Origin of the sequence: Kitasatospora sp. NPDC091257 (genome assembly GCF_044757675.1) — a bacterium.
Classification (GTDB): Bacteria; Actinomycetota; Actinomycetes; order Streptomycetales; family Streptomycetaceae; genus Kitasatospora; species Kitasatospora lactacystinica.
This window is the reverse complement of sequence record NZ_JBIVVI010000931.1, coordinates 1-3,699: the sequence shown is the minus strand read 5'-3', so window position 1 is coordinate 3,699 and position 3,699 is coordinate 1. Positions and strand designations below refer to the sequence as shown.

At 74.9% G+C, this 3,699-nt stretch carries 2 protein-coding genes; one reads left to right on the top strand and one right to left on the bottom strand.

Features of this window, described 5'->3' with window-relative positions; genetic code table 11:
* Nucleotides 1-122 precede the first annotated feature (122 nt).
* On the top strand, nt 123-2,147 hold the full coding sequence (locus ACIQOV_RS32235; RefSeq protein ID WP_401054241.1) for a M3 family metallopeptidase: 2,025 nt from the start codon (nt 123-125) through the stop codon (nt 2,145-2,147).
* 63 nt (nt 2,148-2,210) lie between these two features.
* Here the strand turns inward: ACIQOV_RS32235 and ACIQOV_RS32230 are convergent.
* Nucleotides 2,211-3,699: cellulase family glycosylhydrolase (locus tag ACIQOV_RS32230; RefSeq protein ID WP_401054239.1), on the bottom strand; the 1,489-nt coding region annotated here is incomplete at its 5' end.

The window sequence follows — 3,699 nt, the reverse complement described above, 5'->3', positions numbered from 1 at the left end:
GTGGGTGTGACAACGCGTGGCAGGCGGGCACGGCGGCGCCCGGCGGGACGGCCCCGGCGGGTGTTCCGCAGGGGTGGTGAACCGCGTGGGCAGGGCGGGTGACACGGCGTAGGGTTCGCGAAATGACCGAGAACCCGTTCTTCCAGGCCAGTCCGCTGGTCTACGAGCTCCCGCCGTTCGCCGAGATCCGCGAGGAGCACTACCTGCCCGCGTACGAGCGGGGAATGGCCGAGCAGCTGGCCGAGATCGCGGCGATCACCGCCGACCGGAGCCTGCCGACCTTCGAGAACACCCTGGTGGCCCTGGAGTGCTCCGGGGAACTGCTGCGCCGGGTCGACGCGGTGTTCCGCAACCAGTCCTCCTCGGACACCACCGACGTGCTGGACGAGGTGGAAGCGAAGGTCAGCCCGCTGCTCGCCGCCCACCACGACGCCATCCACCTGGACCTCGCGCTGTTCGCCCGGATCGAGGCGCTCCACGAGGCCCGCGCCGGGCTCGGACTGGACCCGGAGTCGCTGCGGCTGCTGGAGCGCCGGTACACCGCCTTCGTGCGCTCCGGTGCCCGGCTGGGCGAGGCCGAGCAGGCCCGGCTGCGCGAGCTGAACGCCGAACTCGCGGCGCTCGGAACGACGTTCCAGCAGAACGTGAACGCCGCCACCCGCTCCGCCGCGCTGGTGCTGGACTCCGCCGGGGAACTGGCCGGACTGTCCGAGGGCGCCGTCGCCGGGGCCGCGGAGAACGCCCGGGTGCTCGGTCGCCCGGGCGGCTACGTGCTGAGCCTGCGGAGCACCTCCGGCCAGGCCGAACTGGCCCGGCTCGACGACCGCTCGGTGCGCGAGCGGCTGCTGGCCGCCTCGCTCGGCCGGGGCGCCGAGGACAACGGCCCGCTGGCGATCCGGATGGCAACGCTGCGCGCCGAGCGGGCCGCGCTGCTGGGGTACCCGAGCCACGCCGCGTACGTGGTGGCGGACGAGACGTCCGGCACCGTCGAGGCGGTCTCCGGCCTGCTGTCCCGGCTGGTCGGCCCGGCCGTGGCGATGGCCCGGCGGGAGGCCGGGGAGCTGGCCCGGGCGGCCGCCGCGGACGGGATCGGGGAGCTCGCCGCGCACGACTGGGCGTACTACTCGGAGAAGGTCCGGCAGAGCTCCTACCAGGTGGACGCGGCGGTGCTGCGCCCGTACTTCGAGCTGGAGCGGGTGCTGCGGGACGGCGTCTTCTTCGCCGCGAACCTGGCGTACGGGGTGAGCTTCACCGAGCGGCCGGACCTGACGGCCCACCACCCGGACGCCCGGGTCTTCGAGGTGTTCGAGGAGGACGGCAGCCCGCTGGGCCTGTTCATCGGCGACTTCCACGCCCGGGCGTCCAAGCGCGGCGGTGCCTGGATGGACGCGCTGGTCTCCCAGTCCGGGCTGACCGGGCAGCGGTCGGTGGTGCTGAACAACCTCAACATCCCGCGTCCGGCGCCCGGCGAGCCGGTGCTGATGGACTGGGACGAGGTGCGCACGCTGTTCCACGAGTTCGGGCACGCGCTGCACGGGCTGTTCTCGGACGTGCGCTACCCGCTGTTCTCGGGCACCGCGGTGCCCCGGGACTTCGTCGAGTTCCCCTCGCAGGTCAACGAGATGTGGATGGTCCGGCCCGAGGTGCTGGCCAACTACGCCCGCCACCACGCGACCGGGGAGCCGCTGCCGGCCGAGCTGGTCGAGCGGATGACGGCGGCCGAGGGCTTCGGGCAGGGCTTCCGGACGGTCGAGTACCTGGCGGCCACGCTGCTGGACTGGGCCTGGCACACCGTGCCGCAGGGCGAGGAGATCGCGGACGCCGAGGAGTTCGAGGCGCGGGCGCTCGCGGCGGCCGGGATCGCGGTGGACGCGATCCCGCCGCGCTACCGGACGGCGTACTTCCAGCACATCTTCTCCAGCGGCTACAGCGCGGCGTACTACGCGTACATCTGGTCGGAGGTGCTGGACGCCGACACCGTGCAGTGGTTCGAGGGCAACGGGCGCCCGGTGCGGGAGAGCGGCGAGCTGTTCCGGCGGGAGCTGCTGGCGCGCGGGTTCAGCCGGGACCCGCTGGAGTCCTTCCGCGCGGTGGTCGGCCGGGCGCCGGAGACCGGGCCGCTGCTGGCCCGCCGGGGACTGGCGTGACCGTCCCGCGCGTGCTGCTCGTTCCGTTCGGCCCGCTCGTTCCGCTCGTTCCGCTCGGTCCGCTCATCGAGCGGTGAGCGTGACCGTCACGGTTGTGCCCCGGTGGGCGTGCGGGAGCCGGACGCGTACGGTTCCCGCCCGCCCGCCGGTCGGCTGTTCGACCTCGACCCGGGCGCCGGCGGGGGCGACGGTGACATCGGCCCCGTGCGGGAACGCGGCCGGGGGCAGCAGGATCTCGCTGCCGCGCCCGGTGCCGTCCGAGCGCCAGCCCACGGTGGTGGCGGCCGTCCGGACCTCGGTGCCCGCGACGGCCACCGGGTACGGGCCGAAGGCGGGTTCGTCGCCGGGGGCGGGGCGTCCGGCCGGGTCGAGCGCGCAGTAGCCGCCGGTGCCCCGGCACCAGTACCACATCGTCCAGCCCTCGGCGAAGCCGTCCATCGCGGCGACCTGACGGCGGACCAGCTCGGCGTTGCCCGGGGTGCGGGAGTTCGGCGGGCCCCACTCGCCGACCAGGACGGGCAGGCGGTGGGCGGCCGGGTAGCCGGTGATCGCGGCGGTGTACTGCTCCACGAAGCCGCCGGCCGGGTCCCAGTCGGCGCCGCCCTCGACCGCGGTGTCGTAGAAGTGCGGCGCGTAGCCGAGCCGGGGTGCGCCGGGGCGCGGGTCGGCGAAGCCGGGCAGCCGGGTGGGCACGCCCTGGCCGACCAGCACGGTCGGCTCCACGAACAGCCAGGAGCGGGAGTCGACCCGGCGCACGGCCGTGATCAGGCGGCGGTACATGTCGGCGAGCCGGCCCTGCTCCAGGGCGGCGGAGGCGGCGGCCAGCACGGCCGGGTCGCTCGGGTCGCCTTCCACCGGGCCGAACGGCTCGTTGAACAGGTCGTAGCCCAACAGTGAGCTGTGGCCGCGCAGTTCGCGGGCGAGCCGGGTGTAGAAGTCGGCCTGCCAGGCGCGCAGGTCGGGGTCGTCGTAGAGGTGCCGGAAGGCGGCCTGGACGGCGGGCTGGAAGTAGCCGGCGAACCAGTCGTCCGGGTCGGGGGTGAACGGCAGGTCGTCGTCCCGGGTGGCCCAGACGGGCACGCCGTTGGTGCCGCCGCCGAACTTCGGCCCGTAGACGTCCTGGTGGAAGTCGATCAGGACCAGCAGGCCCAGCCGGTCGGCCCGGTCGAGGAGCCGCTGCACGCGGTGCAGTTCGGCGGGGTCGAGGCGGCCGCGCCCGGGCTCCAGCCTCGTCCAGGAGACCGGCAGCCGCACCAGGGTGAAGCCCTGGGCGGCGACGGAGTCGAGGTCGGCGGGGGTGGCCTCGGCGTACTTGTCGAGGTTGAAGCCGCGTAGCCGCAGGCGGCGGCCCTGGGCGTCGGTGAGGGAGGTGCGGCCGTCGGCGGCGGTGACCGTGCCGGTGGGGAAGCGGTCCGGGGCGGGGGAACGGCCCGGCTGCCCGCCGTGGGCCGAGGCCGGGACGGCGGTGAGGACGGCGGTGGCGGCGAGCAGCAGGGCGACGGCGGTGCGGCGCAGGCGCATCGGGGACCTCGCACGGCAGGGCGAGCGGAAG

Excerpts from the sequence above, each read along its gene's own strand:
- ACIQOV_RS32235 (WP_401054241.1), top strand. The coding sequence starts at position 123 with ATGACCGAGAACCCGTTCTTCCAGGCCAGTCCGCTGGTCTACGAGCTC.